The organism is Phytobacter cepae (genome assembly GCF_054165735.1).
Map to the genome: position 1 here is coordinate 3011639 of NZ_CM135107.1, position 17100 is coordinate 3028738.

The following is a 17100-nucleotide window of genomic DNA, read 5'->3' on the forward strand; positions in this document are numbered from 1 at the left end:
ATCCCGTTATGGGTCGTTGAGTCTGTTGCCATCTGCGTCAGGGATGCCAGGCTTAAGCCATCCACAATAAAAGGAGATTAGCATGGTCAATATCTATACCCTGACGCTCGCCCCCTCCCTGGATAGCGCCACCCTGACGCCGCATATCTACCCCGAAGGTAAGTTACGCTGCACCGCCCCGGTCTTTGAACCCGGCGGAGGCGGCATTAATGTTGCGCGGGCGATTACCCATCTTGGCGGAAAAGCAACGGCAATTTTTCCTGCTGGCGGCGCCACGGGCGAGCACCTTGTGGCCCTGCTGGCCGATGAGCAGGTCGCCACTCAAAGCGTAGAAAGCCATGACTGGACCCGGCAAAACCTGCATGTGCATGTTGAAGCGAGTGGTGAACAGTATCGGTTCGTTATGCCGGGCGCCTCGCTGAGTGCTGATGAATTCCGCAGGCTGGAAGAGAAGGTGCTGGCGATTGAGAGTGGCTCGCTGTTAGTTACCAGCGGCAGCCTGCCGCCAGGTGTTGAATTAGCTAAATTGACGCAACTGCTGGCTGCGGCTCAAGACAAGGGCATCCGCTGTATCGTTGACAGCTCCGGCGACGCTCTGGCAGCGGCGCTCGAACTTGGCAACATCGAACTGGTGAAGCCAAACCAGAAAGAGCTCAGCGCGCTGGTAGGGCGTGAATTGACGCAGCCGGATGATGTGCGTAAAGCCGCGCAGGAGATTGTCCACGCCGGAAAAGCCTTGCGAGTTGTCGTCTCCCTGGGGCCACAAGGCGCGCTCGCCGTTGATGCGCAGCAGTGCGTCCAGGTGGTGCCGCCGCCAATGAAAAGCCAGAGTACGGTAGGTGCCGGTGACAGCATGGTCGGTGCGATGACCTTAAAGCTGGCAGAAGGTGCCCCCCTGGAGGACATGGTCCGCTACGGGGTGGCCGCCGGGAGTGCGGCGACCATTAATCAAGGCACGCGACTGTGCGCGCGCGACGATACGCAAAAAATTTACGCTTACCTTTCACAACGCTGATCTCCGCCCTTCACCATAACGGTGAAGGGCTCTCCTCCTTCGACAAGAGTCGACAAATTCCCCTCGCAGACTATGCTAAAAAAACTTGGCATAACAATGAGGTGAATTATGAGCAGCGGTGAGATTACGCGCTATGTTGTCACAGTCTCTTTTCACGAACAGAGCCTGACCGAAATTAATGAGCTGAATAACCAGTTCACCCGTGCAGGATTCCTGCTGACCTTGACCGACGATGAGGGCAAAGTGCACGATCTGGGCACAAACACCTTCGGCCTCATTAGTCCGCTCAGCGAGCAGGACGTTCAGGCACTCGCACAGGGTCTGGCAGAGGGTGCCATCAACGAAACCCCCGAGGTAACGGTCTCTACCTGGGAAATCTGGCATCAGGATCATCAACAATAAGTGCCCTCTCACGCATTTCCCGCCCACAGGTGTGCGTTAGTTCGAGTTTTTTCATAGCAGTAGTGCGCTAACCTAATGATCTGGCTGACAACATGGGAGACACATGATGTGGCAAGCAATTAGTCGTCTGTTAAGCGAACAACTAGGCGAAGGGGTGATCGAACAGCGTGACGAGTTGCCGGGTGGAGAAATCCATGCCGCATGGCACCTGCGTTATGGTGGCCGTGAACTCTTCGTGAAATGCGATGAACGCGAACTTCTGCCCATTTTTACAGCGGAAGCCGATCAACTTGAACTCCTCTCCCGGAGTAATACGGTCCGCGTGCCGAAAGTCTGGGCGGTTGGCAGCGATCGTGACTACTGCTTTCTGGTAATGGAATATTTGCCGGCTCGGCCTCTGGATGCACACAGTGCTTTTTTGCTCGGCCAGCAGCTTGCTCGCTTACATGAATGGAGCGATCAGCCGCAGTTTGGTCTCGATTTTGACAACGATCTCTCAACCACGCCACAGCCCAATGCCTGGCAGCGCCGTTGGTCAACCTTCTTCGCTGAACAACGCATTGGCTGGCAGCTTGAACTGGCCGCCGAAAAAGGGCTGGAATTTGGCAACATCGATGCCATCGTTGAGCATATTCAGCAGCGTCTGTCCACGCATCAACCCCAACCCTCCCTGCTCCACGGCGATTTATGGTCAGCAAACTGCGCGCTGGGTCCGGATGGTCCCTACATCTACGATCCTGCCTGTTACTGGGGAGACAGAGAGTGTGATCTGGCGATGCTGCCGCTGCACCCCGATCAACCGCCGCAGATTTATGATGGTTATCAGTCAGTGTGCCCGTTACCGGGAGATTTTCTCGACAGACAGCCCGTTTACCAGCTTTATACGCTGTTTAACCGGGCGATTTTGTTTGGTGGACACCATCTGGTCACAGCGCAAAAAGCCCTCGAACGGGTGCTTGCCGCATAATACGCCTGATGAGATAAAGAGAGGGGCCACCGCTGCGGTGGCCTCTCTCTTTACAGAAAACCGAGCAGTGAAAAGAAGAAGTAACCCGCAACAATAATAATGACTGGCAGGACATAGAGCGGAAAAATTTGCAGGAAGAGAGTGTGACGCGGAACGACAATCCGTTCTTCAATTTGCGCACGGGACAATCCTTCTGGCCCCTTCGCCTTTTCAAGAATCAATTGATCCTCAATACCTTCACGCAGGAAGCGGGTCTGTCGACTCATTCGCGCCCCGGAAGCCTGCAAGGCAAGACCGACAAATATCAGCGCAAAGATCACCCAGAAACCAATATTCAGCTGTTGGTGGAAGTTGGGTGTCGGTGAATTAAACCAGAAAAGATTAAGAAACGGCGTGTTAAATCGGACCATCTCAATAATGACATGCGCGAAATCCAGCATTACCGCATTGATGCCCGCCTGTTTTTCACTGTGGTCGTACATAAACTTCAATACGGAAATAATTGTAGAAATAACGGACGGAATAAAAATAACCCATCCCAGAACGCGTTTTAGTACGGCAATGCGTCCAGCTTGTTGATACGTCATGGATTCCCCTTTTCAGACGTTCTGCGTTGCGCCTAAGTCTACCTGCTCAGATTCATTTTCGCCTGATCTTTAAAGACGGTATGATGGCATCTTAACCATTATGAACATTTTCCCCCCGATTCAACGTCAAAGAGAGGTGTTATGTCTGCCCAACGACAAATTCTTGCTGCCATTTTCGATATGGATGGATTAATTATGGACTCAGAACCGCTCTGGGATCGTGCTGAACTGGATGTCATGGCAAGCCTGGGGGTAGATATCACCCGCCGCGATGAACTGCCGGATCTGTTGGGTCTGCGTATTGATGTCGTGGTCGGCCTGTGGTTTGCCCAACAGCCCTGGAACGGCCCGAGTTGCGAAGAGGTCACGGCACGTATCATCAGCCGTGCTATTTCGCTGGTTGAAGAAGAGCGTCCCTTGCTGCCAGGCGCGCGTGAAGCCGTTGCGTTGTGCAAAGCAAACGGCTTGCTGGTGGGGCTGGCCTCTGCGTCACCGCTGCATATGCTGGAAAAGGTCCTGACCATGTTTGACTTGCGCGACCAGTTTGATGCCCTGGCGTCGGCAGAAAAACTGCCTTATAGCAAACCGCACCCGCAGGTTTACCTGGACTGCGCGGCCAAACTGGGCGTGGATCCCCTCACCTGCGTTGCGCTGGAAGACTCCACCAATGGCATGATTGCCAGTAAGGCCGCGCGCATGCGTTCTATTGTGGTCCCTGCGGAAGAAAACCGTGAGGATCCACGCTATGCACTCGCTGATGTGAAGCTGACCAGCCTGAATGCGCTGACTGTCACACATCTTCTGGGTTAATTATCCGCCGGAGGTGACGTAGCTCACCTCCTGTTTATATTTTTTGAAACATGATTTCATTTTGTTTGTGTTTCTGCCATTCTCCCCCTATCCTCTTCTCATGCAATGCGAGAACACCATAACGGGGGAACAATGATTCTGGATGCTTTTCAACTGACCCACAAAGTTGCCATTGTCACCGGCTGTGATACCGGGCTGGGACAGGGTATGGCGCTTGGCCTGGCTGAGGCGGGGTGCGATATCGTTGGCGTCGGTCGTAAAACGCCGCATGAAACTGCCGAGAAGATTACCCGGCTCGGACGACGTTTTCTGGCTATTCAGGCCGATCTGAGCAAACAAAATGCCATAGATGACATTGTTAGCCAGACTGTTTCAAAAATGGGCCGCATTGATATTCTGCTTAATAATGCCGGAACGATCCGTCGATGCGATGCCATTGATTTCAGCGAAAAAGACTGGGATGAGGTGATGGATCTTAACCTGAAAACGGTCTTTTTCCTGTCTCAGGCCGTTGCCCGGCAATTTATTGCGCAGGCTGAGGGCGGAAAAATCATCAACATTGCCTCTATGCTCTCCTTCCAGGGCGGAATCCGCGTCCCCTCTTATACCGCCTCAAAAAGTGGTCTGATGGGCCTGACCCGGGCGATGGCTAACGAGTGGGCGGTGCACAATATTAACGTTAATGCCATTGCCCCCGGTTATATGGCGACCAATAACACACAGGCATTACGGGAAGACGAGGAACGCAACAAAGCCATTCTTGATCGCATTCCTGCTGGCCGCTGGGGTGACCCTGTTGACCTTAAAGGCCCGGCCGTGTTCCTCGCCTCCTCTGCTGCTGATTACATTAATGGCTATACCCTGGCGGTGGATGGCGGCTGGCTGGCGCGATAAATGTTAACTTTGTGACAAAGAGTTACACCGTCACCTCTTCCGCCTACTGTATAAAAACCCTATACTGTATACATCGACAGTTGGGTGAGTTTTATCATGACGGCGGAAGGACACCTGCTTTTTTCTATTGCCTGCGCGGTGTTTGCAAAAAATGCCGAATTAACGCCTGTGCTGGCACAAGGTGACTGGTGGCATATTGTGCCGTCTGCGATCCTGACCTGCCTGTTACCCGACATCGATCACCCTAAATCCTTCCTGGGGCAACGCCTGAAGTGGATCTCAAAGCCGGTGGCGCGAATGTTCGGGCACCGGGGGTTTACGCATAGCTTTCTCGCGGTCTTCATAGCGCTCACGCTGTTCTATTTAAAAGTACCAGAAAGCTGGATCATTCCCACCGATGCGCTGCAAGGGATGGTTCTTGGCTATCTGAGTCATATTCTCGCCGACATGATTACCCCCGCCGGCGTGCCTCTGCTCTGGCCCTGTCGCTGGCGTTTCCGTCTGCCGCTACTGGCGCCACAAAAAGGGAATCAACTGGAGCGCGTACTGTGTATGGCGTTGTTCACCTGGGCGCTATGGATGCCGCAAAGTTTGCCCGATAACAGTGCAATCCGCTGGTCCTCAGAAGTGATCAATACGCTGCAAAGTCAGTTCAATCGCTTCATTCATCAGCAAACTGGTCATTAAAACCACGAAATCAGCCATTCCGGCATAATTCATTCCATTTGGATATAAGACAGATTCATCACTTCTGCTAACCTTCCGCCAAAGGTCGGTATTCGGATGCCGATCACATTATTACATCAGGAGAACGGGGATGAATTTTCCTTTAATCGCGAACGTTGTGGTGTTCGTCGCACTGCTATTGCTGCTGGCGCAAACTCGCCATAAACAGTGGAGCCTGGCGAAAAAAGTACTGGCCGGTTTAGGTATTGGCGTGGTCTTTGGCCTTGCGCTACAGGCTATCTATGGTTCCGATAACCCGGTACTGAAAGACTCTATTCAATGGTTTAACGTGGTCGGTAACGGCTATGTGCAACTGTTGCAAATGATTGTCATGCCACTGGTCTTTGCCTCGATTTTGAGTGCCGTTGCGCGTCTGCACAACGCTTCTCAGTTGGGTAAAATCAGCGTCCTGACCATCGGCACGCTGCTGTTCACTACTCTGATTTCCGCGCTGGTCGGTGTGCTGGTCACCAACCTGTTTGGCCTGACTGCCGAAGGGCTGGTTCAGGGTACGGCCGAAACCGCACGTCTGACTGCTATTCAAACGAACTATGCCGGAAAAGTTGCCGATCTTAGCGTGCCGCAACTGCTGCTCTCTTTCGTACCGAAAAATCCGTTTGCCGATCTGACCGGGGCCAGCCCGACCTCGATTATCAGCGTGGTAATTTTTGCGGCCTTCCTGGGCGTGGCTGCGCTTAAGCTGCTGAAAGAGGACGCGCCTAAAGGCGAACGTGTGCTCATCGCTATCGATACCCTGCAAAGCTGGGTGATGAAACTGGTTCGTCTGGTTATGCAGTTGACCCCGTATGGTGTACTGGCGCTGATGACCAAGGTGGTTGCAGGTTCCAACGTTCAGGACATCATTAAGCTGGGCAGTTTTGTCATCGCCTCTTATCTGGGTCTGGGGATAATGTTTGTGGTTCACGGCATTCTGCTAGGCGTGAACGGCGTCAGCCCGCTGAAGTTCTTCCGTAAAGTGTGGCCGGTACTGACCTTTGCCTTCACCAGCCGCTCCAGCGCCGCCTCTATTCCCCTGAATGTGGAAGCGCAAACCCGTCGTCTGGGCGTGCCGGAGTCCATCGCCAGCTTTGCGGCGTCTTTTGGTGCGACCATTGGTCAGAACGGTTGTGCGGGCCTGTACCCGGCCATGCTTGCCGTCATGGTGGCACCGACCGTCGGGATTAACCCGTTAGATCCCGTCTGGATTGCCACACTGGTAGGGATTGTTACCGTGAGCTCTGCAGGTGTCGCCGGCGTGGGCGGAGGCGCAACCTTCGCTGCGCTGATCGTCCTGCCCGCCATGGGCCTGCCGGTCACGCTGGTCGCGCTGCTGATTTCCGTTGAGCCGCTGATCGATATGGGTCGTACCGCGCTTAACGTCAACGGTTCAATGACCGCCGGCACGCTCGCCAGCCAGTGGTTGAAGCAGACCGATAAAACCATTATGGAGAGTGAAGACGACGCCGAACTGGCGCACCGTTAAGCTCAACTCACTGAAACCGCCTGCTACGCCAGGCGGTTTTTTTATGTCTGTTACTCTTCTATTTCGCCTTCCTGACGAATCTGATTTGCCCAACGCTGAGCGGCCTCGGGCACGTTAAAGACAGGAGATCGGGTAAAACGCTCTCCCATCAGCACAAAAGCCACATACTTCCCCCGCAAGATCCAGACATCCCGATAGCCATCCATTTTTAAAGCATGCTCAGGAGGCGCGGGTTCGATGCGAGGAACATAGCTGATAACGCGGCGGTTTTGCTGACGCATAGGTTTCATAGGCGAAGAGTTCACTAAGACGAATTTCACTAACACGAAATGGCTATGATAGCCGAAAGTAACCCCGCGCGTCGCGCCCGGCCTGCATTTCCCTCTCGCTTTTGCCCATCCAAACGCCCCATTTCCCTCCCTGCGTCAGCGGACCTGGTGAGTTGTTCTATAGTTAGAAGGGTTTTATATAACTTTCTCTATTACGTTGACCAACTACGACCCTTTTCAGTAATAAAAACAGGAGCCAGGTTCAATGTCGCCTAACGAAAAATGTCCTCACCCCCATCACTCTCCCGTACATGATGCAAATGAAGCCCGACCCGGACTTGATTCACTGGCCCCGGAAGATAACTCACATAAACCTTCCCCACGCCCGACGGCCCCGGGCGAACAGCCTACCGCACCAGGCAGCCTGAAAGCGCCCGATACGGCGAATCAAAAGCTCACTGCGCTGGAAGCCTTCCGTAAGGGAAGTGAAGAGGTTCCGCTGACCACTAATCAGGGCGTGCGTATCGCCGATGATCAAAACTCTTTACGGGCAGGGCAGCGCGGGCCGACGCTACTGGAAGATTTCATTCTGCGCGAAAAAATCACTCATTTTGATCATGAACGCATCCCCGAGCGTATCGTTCATGCGCGTGGTTCAGCCGCTCACGGCTATTTCCAGCCTTATGAGAATTTGTCAGAACTCACCAGGGCCGATTTTCTTTCAGACCCGGATAAAATCACTCCGGTGTTTGTGCGTTTTTCCACCGTTCAGGGTGGAGCAGGATCGGCAGATACCGTGCGTGATATCCGCGGTTTTGCCACCAAATTTTACACCGATGAAGGTATTTTTGATTTAGTCGGCAACAATACCCCGGTATTTTTCATCCAGGATGCGCATAAGTTTCCCGATTTCGTTCATGCGGTGAAACCCGAACCACACTGGGCTATTCCTCAGGGTCAGAGCGCTCATGACACCTTCTGGGATTACGTTTCACTACAGCCAGAAACGTTGCACAACGTGATGTGGGCCATGTCCGACCGCGGTATTCCCCGCAGTTATCGGACCATGGAAGGATTCGGTATTCATACTTTCCGTTTTATCAATGCTGACGGGAAAGCGACCTTTGTACGCTTCCACTGGAAACCCGTGGCGGGCAAAGCCTCACTGGTGTGGGATGAATCGCAAAAATTGACCGGTCGCGACCCGGACTTCCATCGTCGCGAGCTATGGGAAGCGATTGAAGCGGGTGATTACCCGGAGTATGAACTGGGGCTGCAACTGATCCCGGAGGAGGATGAGTTCAAATTCGATTTTGATCTCCTCGACCCCACCAAACTGATCCCTGAAGAGCTGGTCCCGGTGAAGCGGGTCGGTAAAATGGTCCTGAATCGTAACCCGGATAATTTCTTTGCCGAAAATGAGCAGGTCGCGTTCCATCCCGGTCATATTGTCCCTGGCCTTGATTTTACCAACGACCCGTTACTTCAGGGGCGCTTGTTCTCTTATACCGATACGCAGATTAGCCGTCTGGGCGGGCCGAACTTCCATGAAATTCCCATTAACCGTCCTACCTGCCCGTACCATAATTTCCAGCGTGATGGCATGCATCGCATGGATATCGACACCAATCCCGCTAACTATGAGCCTAACTCTATCAATGATAACTGGCCGCGGGAAACCCCTCCCGGCCCCAAACGCGGCGGTTTTGAATCTTACCAGGAGCGCGTGGACGGCCAAAAAGTGCGCGAACGTAGCCCCTCATTCGGCGAGTACTATTCCCATCCACGTTTGTTCTGGCTAAGTCAGACCGCTTTTGAACAGCGTCACATCATTGATGCCTTCAGTTTTGAACTTAGCAAAGTGGTACGCACTTATATTCGCGAACGCGTGGTCGACCAACTGGCACATATTGATGCGCAGTTAGCGGATGCCGTCGCAGATAACCTGGGTATCACGCTGACGGATGAGCAACGGAATCTGACCCCGCCACCGCCGGTGAGTGGCGTTAGCAGCGATCCGACACTCAGCCTGTACGCCGTACCGGACGGAAAGGTAAAAGGACGCGTCGTCGCCATATTGCTGAATGATAGAACCCGTGCCAGCGACCTGCTGTCTGTTTTGCAAAAGCTGAAAGCTAACGGTGTTCACGCCAAACTGCTCTATTCCCGTATGGGTGAAGTAGCGGCTGACGATGGTTCAAACCTGACAGTGGCAGGAACCTTTGCTGGCGCGCCGTCATTGACCGTTGATGGGGTTATCGTGCCTGGCGGCGATGTTGCTAAGCTGCTTAAAAATGGCGATGCGCGTTATTACCTGCTGGAAGCCTATAAGCATCTCAAACCGATTGTATTGTTGGGCGATGCGCAACAGCTTGCGGGGGATCTGCAGGTCGACGCACAGGGAGAGGAAGGCGTAGTGGTGGCTGATGACGCATCAGACAGCGTAACGGATACGCTTATTGCGCTACTGGCGGCGCACCGTGTCTGGTCGCGTATAGCGAAAATTGACGCTATCCCGGCTTAATCAGGAAAACCGCAGCAGCCAGACTGCTGCGGTCCATTTTACAGTGCGCGAAAGGTGCCCAGACGGAAGTTTCGTTCAGCAATTGCCCATTTGAGCGCGGGTTGGGTTAATACCTCCACTTCATCAAGCCGTGGGTAACAGTACTTACTGCTCATCAGTTCCTTATCAACAAACGCCGGGTGACACATGACTTCCAGCGAATCCTCCTCGCGAGACAGGGCTTCATCAAGCAGGGTCGTGAACAACGTCGCGGAGATGGCCTCGCCATAGAACGCACTGGAGAATCCGGTGCTGCTGCGCACGCCATCGACGTCAAGCGCATGGCGTTGAACCTCGTCACGATCAATCCGCAATGGGATCCCATGTATTTTTGCACACTCCGCCACCAGCGGAAAAATAGCCGGGATCATATGCACATGGTGATGGCTATCAATATGCGTAGGGGGCTCGCCAAAGAGCGCAATGAACCGGGCGTACTGGCACTGAAGCTCCGCAGCTATCTCATCCAAAGGCAGCGTACCGGCTTCCGCCATTTCCCAGAGCCATTTACCCAACATACCGTTGCGCGTCAACGATGGGCATCGCCCCACCGGCTGACCTAACGTGAGGGTGAAATGAAGCCCCACCCCCAATTCTGGCACTGACCGGCGCAGACCCACTGCATGTTCAATCGCCGTACCGTTCACCAACGCCGTCGCTGAAGTCACCACGCCATGGCGACAGGACTCCATAATCCCGTAGTTCTGGCCACGGCTGAGACCAAAATCGTCCGCGTTTACAATCAACAACTTGCGCATAGATCCTCACTGATTGATTTCAGCTACCGTATCGGCGAAACGGGGCAACCACTGCCTGTTAGCAAGGATCATCTCGCGGGCCAGCTTTTCCGCATCTTTATCGGAATGGATAAGCGGGTTCAGATTCAGCGCCAACAGGACATCATTCATCTCGCCACTTAACGCCGCCTTGCTTGCCGCAATCTCGAAGCCTTTGATGGTGTAAATCAACCCGAGAACGTTCTCATTGAAATGGGTGATACGCGGATGCGGAATAGCGCCGTTTTTGCCCAGCAGACAGGTCATTTCCACCGCCCAGTCGGCGGGGATATTGTCGACACTGCCAATGTGCGGCACGTTGACGTAATGTTCGGTCTGTTTATCGTTATAAATCGCATTGATCACTTCGCAGGCCGCGTCGGAATAGTAGGCCCCGCCACGTAGCTCCAGCTCTTTGGGTTTCACATCGAGGTCAGGATTTTTGTACATTTCAAAGAGATTTTTCTCCACGCCCTGCACCACCTGCGCACGGGTGCCCCCTTTATAAAACTCCCCTAACTCAATGCCCAACATCTCTTTCGATTTGAAGTAATACTGCAAATAAGAGCAAGGCAACAGATTCAGTGAGCGCAGCAGCCCTTCAGAAAACGGTAAGTCGAAAATGTTTTTTACTGATGATTTTGCGAAGCGCCCGGAAGCGACCCCGTCCATCAGCTCGGCAAAGCGGGAATCACCGTTGACCCGCACATCGCGGATAAACACCAGATGGTTAAGTCCAAACAGGTCAATAGAGAGGTCATCCGACGCCTCTAATTGCAGGACACTACGAACAAACATTTTCATGCCAATAGGGACGTTACAGACACCAATAAAGCGACGGAATCCCGTGTGGCGATAGACAGCCTCCGTGACCATACCCGCTGGATTGGTAAAATTGATGACCCATGCCTGCGGGCAAAGCTCTTCGACATCTTTGATAATGTCGAAAATAACCGGAATGGTACGCAATCCTTTGAAAAGCCCCCCGGCCCCGTTGGTCTCCTGCCCCAGATAACCGTGGCTTAATGGAATACGTTCATCCTGTTCCCGAGCTTTAAGCTGCCCAATACGAAACTGCGTGGTAACAAAGTCGGCATCGCGTAGCGCCTCGCGGCGATCCAGCGTTTTTACAATCTTGAGCGGCACACCGGCTTTTTTCACCATTCGACAACACAGGTCGTAGATAATGTCGAGCTTGTGTTGCCCCTCTTCAACATCTACCAGCCACAATTCGCTGACCGGTAATTCGTGATAACGCAGAATAAATCCCTCAAGTAATTCCGGGGTATAACTGCTGCCGCCACCAATAGTCACAACTTTCAATTTATGGGTCATTTTCGCTTCCTTCAGGCTTTTTTGAAGACAAGCCAGGCCGTTACCGCAATGTACGATAAGTATAGAATGATGAATGTTTACTACGGGGACCTGCCCCGCAAATCAGGAAATACTGGTTAACTGCTTTCGATAATTACCGGGAGTGAAAGACGTGAGTTTTTTAAACGTCTTGATGAATAAACTGGAACTGCTATAACCCGCTTCCCAGGCAATATCGGTTATTGAGAAATTTGTAATCTCCAACTGTTTGCAGGCAAAATTAATGCGAATTTCATTAATAATCTGCACAGGGGTTTTTTGATAATAACGTTGCGTCGCACGCGTTAAATACTCTTGCGACTTACCCGATAACGCAACCATATTCTCCAGTGCATTTTCCGAGAACTGACTTTTGTCATGCATACTTTCAACGGTAAACTTCAACCACTGGGGAATGACATCTTCCGTTTGCTGCTCGCGAAAATGACGAAGCCTGTTGATAACATAAAAACTCACATGCTCAATAAACTCGTCAAATTCGCTATCGCGGAAATTCAGAGATGCAATAATTGACTCGATATAGGTCAGAAATGCCGGTTGCACGGTATGCACCTGCGACGCTACGTAGCAATACGGCACCAGGGATACGTAATGCTCGTCAAAAAACTGCTTACTGATGCCCACATTGAGAATACGCGTCGCCCCGAAATCATAAAAACTCTGGTGTGAAGATCCGACGGGAATGAAAACGAAATCCCCGCGCTCCAGCAATACCCTTTTACCGTTAATGACCTGGTAATAGCGCCCGGTCAATACCAGCGTGAATTCATGATAGTCGTGCTGATGAAGCCCGCTAATACTTTCCACTTTGTTATAAATAAACACATGGAAGGGTCTGCCATTAAAAAGTTGCTGTTCTCTCACCAGCCTGACTTCCGTGTTGTTTACCACTGGCAGCATATCGGGCCTCTCTTCAGTCTTTAGCGTTTCTCATGCAGTTCAATAAGTTCAGCAATCAGTTCACGGGCCAGCATCGCGGTCATCAAATGATCCTGCGCATGCACCAGGACCAGGCTGACTTTCATCTTACCTTCACCGGCGTCACTTTCAATCAGTTGGGTCTGCACACGATGCGCGCTGTTCAATGCAGCATGTGACTCCGCCATCAGCGCTCTGGCAGCGTCAAAATCACCGCCTTTCGCTTGCTTCAGCGCGGAATACGCCAGGCTACGCGCCTGCCCCGCATTAATAATCAACCCCATCACCACTTCTTCGAGCGCATCATTGCTGTCTTGCGTCTCGACAATATCCTCTAAATCAAACATCTTTTTCTCCAGTGCTGGCGTAGCGGCGAGTGCTTTCACCGCTACATTTTTGGGTTAAAACTTCAGGACTTCAGCAATCTCTTCTTCGCTTTCTTCTTCATCAATAGCGCTTTGCGCTTTGTTCGAGATGATGACGAATGGCATATAAATCAGCGTGGCGACACCCAGGTTGAACAGCGCCACCAGCAGTGCAGCAATGCTTCCGTTGGTGTTGAAGAACGCGCCAAGACCGGTCGGCATTGTCCAGGGTGCAATGTTGGTGATCGGGGGGATAATCCCCGTGTAATAGGCGGCCAGCGTGATAGCCGCCAGCACCGGTTGAACCAGGATAAACGGAATAAACATCACCGGGTTCATGATGATCGGCAAACCAAACAGGATCGGTTCGTTAATCTGGAAGATCCCGGACGGCAGCGCCAGTTTTGCCACCTGACGATGATCCGCGCGACGCGAAGCAATAAAGATGGCGATAATCAGCCCCAGGGTCGCACCGGTACCACCGAGGAAGATATAGGAATCCAGCATCGGCTTGGCCCAGACGTGGAAGGTTTTTCCTGCCGCCAGCGCCGCGTCAACGGAGCCGTATTCCGTGTAAAGTGCCACGTTTTCCAGCGCCCAGGGGGTCATGATGCCACTGTCGAGGGCCGCCAGCGCCAATGACCCGTGGACGCCAAAGAACCACAGCAACGAGGTAAAGATAACGTAGGCCCAACCCACCACGCTGCCCATCGCGGCCAGGGGTTTAGAGATAGAGTCCATGATGATCTGATGGAAGGTCGTTCCAGCGCCAGCCAGTCCCCAGGCCACAATGCCCATGACTGACAGAATCAGAAAGCCGGGGATCAATGCGGAAAAAGAACGTGACACCGAGGCCGGCACGCTATCTGGTAATTTGATGACCCAATTACGGCGGACAACAAAAGCAAACATTTCCGCGACGATTAAGCCCACCAGCATGCCGGAAATAATATTAGAGCCACCCAACCAGGTTGCATCAACGGCATACGCCTCGCCCACACTAAACGGGGTAAGGGTCATAAATGCGGCAACAGATAATAACCCTGCTGCCAGTGAATCAACTTTACGCTCCTCTGCTAATGCCATCCCAATAAAAAGGGGGGCCACCAGCGACATAATGCCTAGCGTACCGTTATAGACATTACCGCCAATGGCCTTAAGGCCGTTCAGACTTGCAATAGTAGACGCGTCTAAGCGAATACCCAGGGAGTAAAAAAATGAACCTTCGCCAAAACTCAGAAAGACATTATTAATTAATACAAACATTGCCCCGGCGAGGGTCAAAGGCATCAATTTAATAAAGCCATTTTTAATTGCATTAACGTGAGGTTGCTTGCCAATCTTGACCGCAAAAGGCAGCAGTACCTTTTCCAGAGATCCAATAACGCTATTCATACGAGTATGCCCTTGAGGGCCGCAATAAAAATTGCGGCAGTCTTGTGTGAAATAACTCTTTGACGGGAAATATAACGACTAAATGGCCGCTTTTTTAATTGCAGCAACAGCACTTTTAAGTACGGCAAGACCATCGATCTTTCCGTAAAGCACCGAATCAATGACTTCCACAGGTTTTGTGGGAAGAAGACGTTGAATCTCTGGCAGCATATAGGCAATCTGCGGCCCTAATAAGACGACATCCGCCTGCGGCCCTTTTTCTGCTGCCAGTGTTTCCGGGAATGCATCAATAATGACCGGAACATTATATTTATCAGCCTGCGCACGCATTTTTGTCACCAGTAACGATGTCGACATTCCCGCAGAGCAGAACAGGTAGATGTGCTTTTTATCCATGAGAAACCTCTCCAGTAAGCCTTCGCCAGCGCGATAAACGTCAGCAGGTAGCAGAAATTGATATCTGATGGTTGATATCATTCAGTGGTTCTCAGTATACGTGGTCGGCTTGCTGCGGGATAATTCGACACAAACCAGAATTGTCTCTCATTGACCTGACATGATGACTTTCTTCACATTCCGGTTAAATAATTCGCGACGATAAAAAAGTATCAGGCACAGAAAAGCCGCCATCAGGCGGCTTCGTTTGCTCAGGCAAAATAAATCAAAAATTACTTCTTAGGCGCCTGCGGGTCAGTATCGTATTCTGCACAGGTCTGATAGCCAGAGTTCATCACGTGGCCAGTTTCATCCAGCGCCACGAAATAGGTCTCCGTTTTACCTTCGCGCTGACCCAACACATAGGTCTGACAGGTACCACGGGCGTGAATCATAGTGACTTCAGAAGATGGACGGCCCGCAAGTTGGTTGACCTGCTCACGTGTCATCCCTTTTTTAATGTCTTTAACCACCGGGGTAGTGAATTGATCTTTTGTACGATCGTAAGCAGTACAACCTGCCAGCATCGCCAGAACCGCCGCTGCACCTAAGATTCCTGCAATATTCTTTTTCATAATCCTTCCTCTTGTTATCCGCTGTTGTATCAGCGCGTTATCTAAGCCTGGAATATAAAATTACATTTTTCAACTATCGTTCCCGACAGAAAGGACTTTCGGAAAATTCTAACAAACCACTGATAAGTTTCTAATATGACGTAAATTGCACCACTCGAAACCCTGCACCTTGTCGTTTTGCGGGTTAGGGGTTAATTTGACCTTATCGACTATATTGCATCTGCTAAGCAGGTTCACTTACGGAGGGTTCAATGACTCTGCAACAAGAGATTATCCAGGCGCTGGGCGTCAAACCGACAATCCATGCGGAAGAAGAGGTTCGTCGCAGCATCGATTTTCTGAAAACCTATCTGCAAACGTATCCATTTTTACGCACTCTGGTGCTGGGCATCAGCGGGGGGCAGGACTCCACCCTGGCGGGTAAAATCAGCCAACTGGCCATTTCGGAACTGCGCCAGGAAACCGGCGATAACGGATACCAGTTCATTGCCGTTCGCCTCCCTCATGGCGTGCAGGCTGATGAACAGGATTGTCAGGATGCCATTACGTTTATCCAGCCCGATCGGGTGCTCACCGTGAATATCAAAGCCGCCGTGCTCGCCAGTGAACAGGCGTTACGCGATGCCGGGATTGAGCTGAGCGATTTCGTACGCGGGAATGAAAAAGCGCGTGAGCGTATGAAAGCCCAGTACAGCATTGCGGGTATGACCAAAGGCGTCGTTGTGGGGACCGATCATGCAGCAGAAGCCGTCACCGGATTCTTCACTAAGTATGGCGATGGGGGTACGGATATCAATCCGCTATTCCGCCTGAACAAACGCCAGGGTAAACAATGTCTGGCCTTCTTAGGCTGCCCGGAGCATTTGTACAAGAAAGCGCCGACCGCAGATCTGGAAGACGATCGCCCTTCCCTGCCGGACGAAGCGGCGCTGGGCGTAACCTACGAAAACATTGATGATTATCTTGAAGGTAAGACGCTGGATGCCAGCACCTCACACATTATCGAAGGCTGGTATGTGAAGACGGAACATAAACGTCGCCCACCTATCACTGTTTTTGACGATTTCTGGAAAAAACAGTAAGTCACTTGCTCTGTAAGGCGGCCCAGGCCGCCTTTTTATTGCTCAAGACAGGCGTCACGAACACCCCTGCCCCGCCACAATCAGCCCCGATCGTCTTTCGGACCCAGAAAATAAAAACCAAAGGGCAACGAGCCCACAATGGTAAACATGACGCTGTAGATAGCCACCCAGGCGCCCTGGATGATAAACAGGGATACGCTCCACTGTTCCATCGGGAGGTTATATTGATCCTCTACTCCCTGAAACGTGACGCTGGAAATCACCGTAATTACTGTCAAAAAAACGATGGCGACGGCGATGAGAAATTTTTTCCCGTCTGGGGTACGCAAAATAGCGGGCATGCAGGCCTCCTTGTATTTTATCGCGATGGTATCCGGCTGACCCAGGCCAGGCGGTAAGTCATAACGAATCGAGTATTTACGCCGGTGCTGACTTTAACGTATTTAGTGCTGAGGTACACTACC

Annotated in this window: 19 protein-coding genes; 9 read left to right on the plus strand and 10 right to left on the minus strand. The window is 52.0% G+C overall.

The annotated features are described in order from the left end of the window. Window positions 1–82 precede the first annotated feature (82 nt). From pfkB to ACUY4Q_RS14170, 3 genes are all read left to right on the plus strand, one after another. Window positions 83–1015, plus strand: coding sequence for a 6-phosphofructokinase II (gene pfkB, locus ACUY4Q_RS14160; protein ID WP_458043387.1), 933 nt, complete (start codon window positions 83–85; stop codon window positions 1013–1015). Window positions 1016–1123: 108 nt separating this feature from the next. Next, window positions 1124–1417 (plus strand): type V toxin-antitoxin system endoribonuclease antitoxin GhoS, encoded by a 294-nt coding sequence (gene ghoS, locus ACUY4Q_RS14165; RefSeq protein WP_458043388.1) that lies wholly within the window; start codon window positions 1124–1126, stop codon window positions 1415–1417. A gap of 106 nt (window positions 1418–1523) precedes the next feature. Next, on the plus strand, window positions 1524–2384 hold the full coding sequence (locus ACUY4Q_RS14170; RefSeq protein WP_458047344.1) for a fructosamine kinase family protein: 861 nt from the start codon (window positions 1524–1526) through the stop codon (window positions 2382–2384). Window positions 2385–2434: 50 nt separating this feature from the next. Here the strand turns inward: ACUY4Q_RS14170 and ACUY4Q_RS14175 are convergent, their stop codons facing one another. Further along, on the minus strand, window positions 2435–2971 hold the full coding sequence (locus ACUY4Q_RS14175; RefSeq protein WP_458043389.1) for a YniB family protein: 537 nt from the start codon (window positions 2969–2971) through the stop codon (window positions 2435–2437). Window positions 2972–3112: 141 nt separating this feature from the next. On the opposite strand from ACUY4Q_RS14175, the gene hxpB reads away from it, so the two are divergent. From hxpB to ACUY4Q_RS14195, 4 genes are all read left to right on the plus strand, one after another. Beyond that, window positions 3113–3781, plus strand: a complete 669-nt coding sequence (hxpB, locus tag ACUY4Q_RS14180) for a hexitol phosphatase HxpB (protein WP_458043390.1) — start codon at window positions 3113–3115, stop codon at window positions 3779–3781. Window positions 3782–3913: 132 nt separating this feature from the next. Further along, window positions 3914–4675, plus strand: a complete 762-nt coding sequence (kduD, locus tag ACUY4Q_RS14185) for a 2-dehydro-3-deoxy-D-gluconate 5-dehydrogenase KduD (protein ID WP_458043391.1) — start codon at window positions 3914–3916, stop codon at window positions 4673–4675. Between the two features lie 96 nt (window positions 4676–4771). Continuing rightward, window positions 4772–5362, plus strand: a complete 591-nt coding sequence (locus ACUY4Q_RS14190) for a metal-dependent hydrolase (protein WP_458043392.1) — start codon at window positions 4772–4774, stop codon at window positions 5360–5362. Window positions 5363–5492: 130 nt separating this feature from the next. After that, window positions 5493–6884: an L-cystine transporter gene (locus tag ACUY4Q_RS14195; RefSeq protein WP_458043393.1), complete on the plus strand. Its 1392-nt coding sequence runs from the start codon at window positions 5493–5495 to the stop codon at window positions 6882–6884. A 50-nt stretch (window positions 6885–6934) separates the two neighbouring features. Here ACUY4Q_RS14195 and cedA read toward each other — a convergent pair whose 3' ends face one another. Then, window positions 6935–7174: a cell division activator CedA gene (cedA, locus tag ACUY4Q_RS14200; protein ID WP_458043394.1), complete on the minus strand. Its 240-nt coding sequence runs from the start codon at window positions 7172–7174 to the stop codon at window positions 6935–6937. A gap of 244 nt (window positions 7175–7418) precedes the next feature. On the opposite strand from cedA, the gene katE reads away from it, so the two are divergent. Then, entirely contained in the window at window positions 7419–9677 is a 2259-nt protein-coding gene (gene katE, locus ACUY4Q_RS14205; protein WP_458043395.1) for a catalase HPII, read from the plus strand. A 38-nt stretch (window positions 9678–9715) separates the two neighbouring features. Here the strand turns inward: katE and chbG are convergent, their stop codons facing one another. The 7 genes from chbG to osmE all read right to left on the minus strand — a co-directional run bounded on the left by chbG (window position 9716) and on the right by osmE (window position 15554). Beyond that, on the minus strand, window positions 9716–10474 hold the full coding sequence (chbG, locus tag ACUY4Q_RS14210) for a chitin disaccharide deacetylase (RefSeq protein WP_458043396.1): 759 nt from the start codon (window positions 10472–10474) through the stop codon (window positions 9716–9718). 6 nt (window positions 10475–10480) lie between these two features. Continuing rightward, a complete protein-coding gene (locus tag ACUY4Q_RS14215) occupies window positions 10481–11827 on the minus strand; it encodes a 6-phospho-beta-glucosidase (protein WP_458043397.1) in 1347 nt (448 codons plus the stop codon). A gap of 102 nt (window positions 11828–11929) precedes the next feature. Then, window positions 11930–12766 carry a transcriptional regulator ChbR gene (gene chbR, locus ACUY4Q_RS14220; protein WP_458043398.1) on the minus strand — a complete coding sequence of 279 codons (837 nt, stop codon included), beginning with the start codon at window positions 12764–12766 and terminating at the stop codon, window positions 11930–11932. Between the two features lie 20 nt (window positions 12767–12786). Further along, window positions 12787–13131, minus strand: coding sequence for a PTS N,N'-diacetylchitobiose transporter subunit IIA (chbA, locus tag ACUY4Q_RS14225; protein WP_458043399.1), 345 nt, complete (start codon window positions 13129–13131; stop codon window positions 12787–12789). Window positions 13132–13185: 54 nt separating this feature from the next. Next, entirely contained in the window at window positions 13186–14544 is a 1359-nt protein-coding gene (gene chbC, locus ACUY4Q_RS14230; RefSeq protein WP_458043400.1) for a PTS N,N'-diacetylchitobiose transporter subunit IIC, read from the minus strand. Window positions 14545–14622: 78 nt separating this feature from the next. Then, window positions 14623–14940 (minus strand): PTS sugar transporter subunit IIB, encoded by a 318-nt coding sequence (locus ACUY4Q_RS14235; RefSeq protein ID WP_458043401.1) that lies wholly within the window; start codon window positions 14938–14940, stop codon window positions 14623–14625. A gap of 272 nt (window positions 14941–15212) precedes the next feature. Then, window positions 15213–15554 carry an osmotically-inducible lipoprotein OsmE gene (gene osmE / locus ACUY4Q_RS14240; protein ID WP_458043402.1) on the minus strand — a complete coding sequence of 114 codons (342 nt, stop codon included), beginning with the start codon at window positions 15552–15554 and terminating at the stop codon, window positions 15213–15215. Between the two features lie 251 nt (window positions 15555–15805). Here osmE and nadE point away from each other — a divergent pair, with 251 nt between their 5' ends. Next, window positions 15806–16636 (plus strand): NAD(+) synthase, encoded by an 831-nt coding sequence (gene nadE, locus ACUY4Q_RS14245; protein ID WP_458043403.1) that lies wholly within the window; start codon window positions 15806–15808, stop codon window positions 16634–16636. An 80-nt stretch (window positions 16637–16716) separates the two neighbouring features. On the opposite strand, the gene ACUY4Q_RS14250 is transcribed toward nadE, so the two are convergent. Beyond that, window positions 16717–16977 (minus strand): DUF2534 family protein, encoded by a 261-nt coding sequence (locus tag ACUY4Q_RS14250; protein WP_458043404.1) that lies wholly within the window; start codon window positions 16975–16977, stop codon window positions 16717–16719. Between the last annotated feature and the right edge of the window lie 123 nt (window positions 16978–17100).

What these genes read in the sequence shown, in the direction of transcription:
- pfkB (WP_458043387.1), top strand. Translation starts at nt 83, where the DNA reads ATGGTCAATATCTATACCCTGACGCTCGCCCCCTCCCTGGATAGCGCC.
- ghoS (WP_458043388.1), top strand. Translation starts at nt 1,124, where the DNA reads ATGAGCAGCGGTGAGATTACGCGCTATGTTGTCACAGTCTCTTTTCAC.
- ACUY4Q_RS14170 (WP_458047344.1), top strand. Translation starts at nt 1,524, where the DNA reads ATGTGGCAAGCAATTAGTCGTCTGTTAAGCGAACAACTAGGCGAAGGG.
- ACUY4Q_RS14175 (WP_458043389.1), bottom strand. Translation starts at nt 2,971, where the DNA reads ATGACGTATCAACAAGCTGGACGCATTGCCGTACTAAAACGCGTTCTG.
- hxpB (WP_458043390.1), top strand. Translation starts at nt 3,113, where the DNA reads ATGTCTGCCCAACGACAAATTCTTGCTGCCATTTTCGATATGGATGGA.
- kduD (WP_458043391.1), top strand. Translation starts at nt 3,914, where the DNA reads ATGATTCTGGATGCTTTTCAACTGACCCACAAAGTTGCCATTGTCACC.
- ACUY4Q_RS14190 (WP_458043392.1), top strand. Translation starts at nt 4,772, where the DNA reads ATGACGGCGGAAGGACACCTGCTTTTTTCTATTGCCTGCGCGGTGTTT.
- ACUY4Q_RS14195 (WP_458043393.1), top strand. Translation starts at nt 5,493, where the DNA reads ATGAATTTTCCTTTAATCGCGAACGTTGTGGTGTTCGTCGCACTGCTA.
- cedA (WP_458043394.1), bottom strand. Translation starts at nt 7,174, where the DNA reads ATGAAACCTATGCGTCAGCAAAACCGCCGCGTTATCAGCTATGTTCCT.
- katE (WP_458043395.1), top strand. Translation starts at nt 7,419, where the DNA reads ATGTCGCCTAACGAAAAATGTCCTCACCCCCATCACTCTCCCGTACAT.
- chbG (WP_458043396.1), bottom strand. Translation starts at nt 10,474, where the DNA reads ATGCGCAAGTTGTTGATTGTAAACGCGGACGATTTTGGTCTCAGCCGT.
- ACUY4Q_RS14215 (WP_458043397.1), bottom strand. Translation starts at nt 11,827, where the DNA reads ATGACCCATAAATTGAAAGTTGTGACTATTGGTGGCGGCAGCAGTTAT.
- chbR (WP_458043398.1), bottom strand. Translation starts at nt 12,766, where the DNA reads ATGCTGCCAGTGGTAAACAACACGGAAGTCAGGCTGGTGAGAGAACAG.
- chbA (WP_458043399.1), bottom strand. Translation starts at nt 13,131, where the DNA reads ATGTTTGATTTAGAGGATATTGTCGAGACGCAAGACAGCAATGATGCG.
- chbC (WP_458043400.1), bottom strand. Translation starts at nt 14,544, where the DNA reads ATGAATAGCGTTATTGGATCTCTGGAAAAGGTACTGCTGCCTTTTGCG.
- ACUY4Q_RS14235 (WP_458043401.1), bottom strand. Translation starts at nt 14,940, where the DNA reads ATGGATAAAAAGCACATCTACCTGTTCTGCTCTGCGGGAATGTCGACA.
- osmE (WP_458043402.1), bottom strand. Translation starts at nt 15,554, where the DNA reads ATGAAAAAGAATATTGCAGGAATCTTAGGTGCAGCGGCGGTTCTGGCG.
- nadE (WP_458043403.1), top strand. Translation starts at nt 15,806, where the DNA reads ATGACTCTGCAACAAGAGATTATCCAGGCGCTGGGCGTCAAACCGACA.
- ACUY4Q_RS14250 (WP_458043404.1), bottom strand. Translation starts at nt 16,977, where the DNA reads ATGCCCGCTATTTTGCGTACCCCAGACGGGAAAAAATTTCTCATCGCC.